The organism is Streptomyces sp. SID3212, assembly GCF_009865405.1.
Classification (GTDB): Bacteria; Actinomycetota; Actinomycetes; order Streptomycetales; family Streptomycetaceae; genus Streptomyces.
Genome location: NZ_WWJY01000506.1, coordinates 1 through 561, shown reverse-complemented (window position 1 = coordinate 561; position 561 = coordinate 1). Strand labels below are relative to the sequence as shown.

1 pseudogene is annotated in these 561 nt (G+C 73.4%); it reads right to left on the bottom strand.

The features are described 5' to 3' along the window. Positions 1 to 210: 210 nt before the first annotated feature. Positions 211 to 561 (bottom strand): annotated as a pseudogene (locus tag GT042_RS15205) (asparagine synthase); the annotation flags it as partial.

Genomic DNA, 561 nt, shown 5'->3' with positions numbered 1-561 from the left:
GGGGTCGGAGGAGGTGCGTGTGTCCGGACGTAAAGCGTGTTTTGTGGCGCGTGGCTACCGTGAATGTTCGGGGTTCCCGAAGGCGCCGTAAAACATGCAGTCCGGACATACGTGCCTCCGGAGGCCCCGGCCCCCGTCACCACGACAAACCCAAGCCCGTCCGGCGATTGAGGACATCAGTAAGCGCAACCAAAAACCGGGCACGCGCAGTCAAGAACGCAGCGTCGGCCGCGCCACCACCCCCACCGCCCGCCGCCGAGGCGCCGCCGTGCCCGTCCAGCACGTGCCTCGGCGTGACAGCAGGCGGCGTAGCCAGAGCTCCGTGGAGACCAGGTCCGCGAGGCCGTCCAGCGGCACCGGTACCCCCTCCGCCGCCGCGCGCAGCGCCTTGCGGACGACGCGGGCCTCGATCAGGCCCGCGTCCGCCAGGAGCGGCGCGTCGAAGAGGGCCAGCAGGTCGCCGATGGCCAGGCGCAGGCCCGCCCGGGTCGCCGCCGCCGTGCCGGCCCGGGACGTCGCGCCCCAGCCGGGCGGCAGGTCGTGGATGCCGGCGCCCGCGAG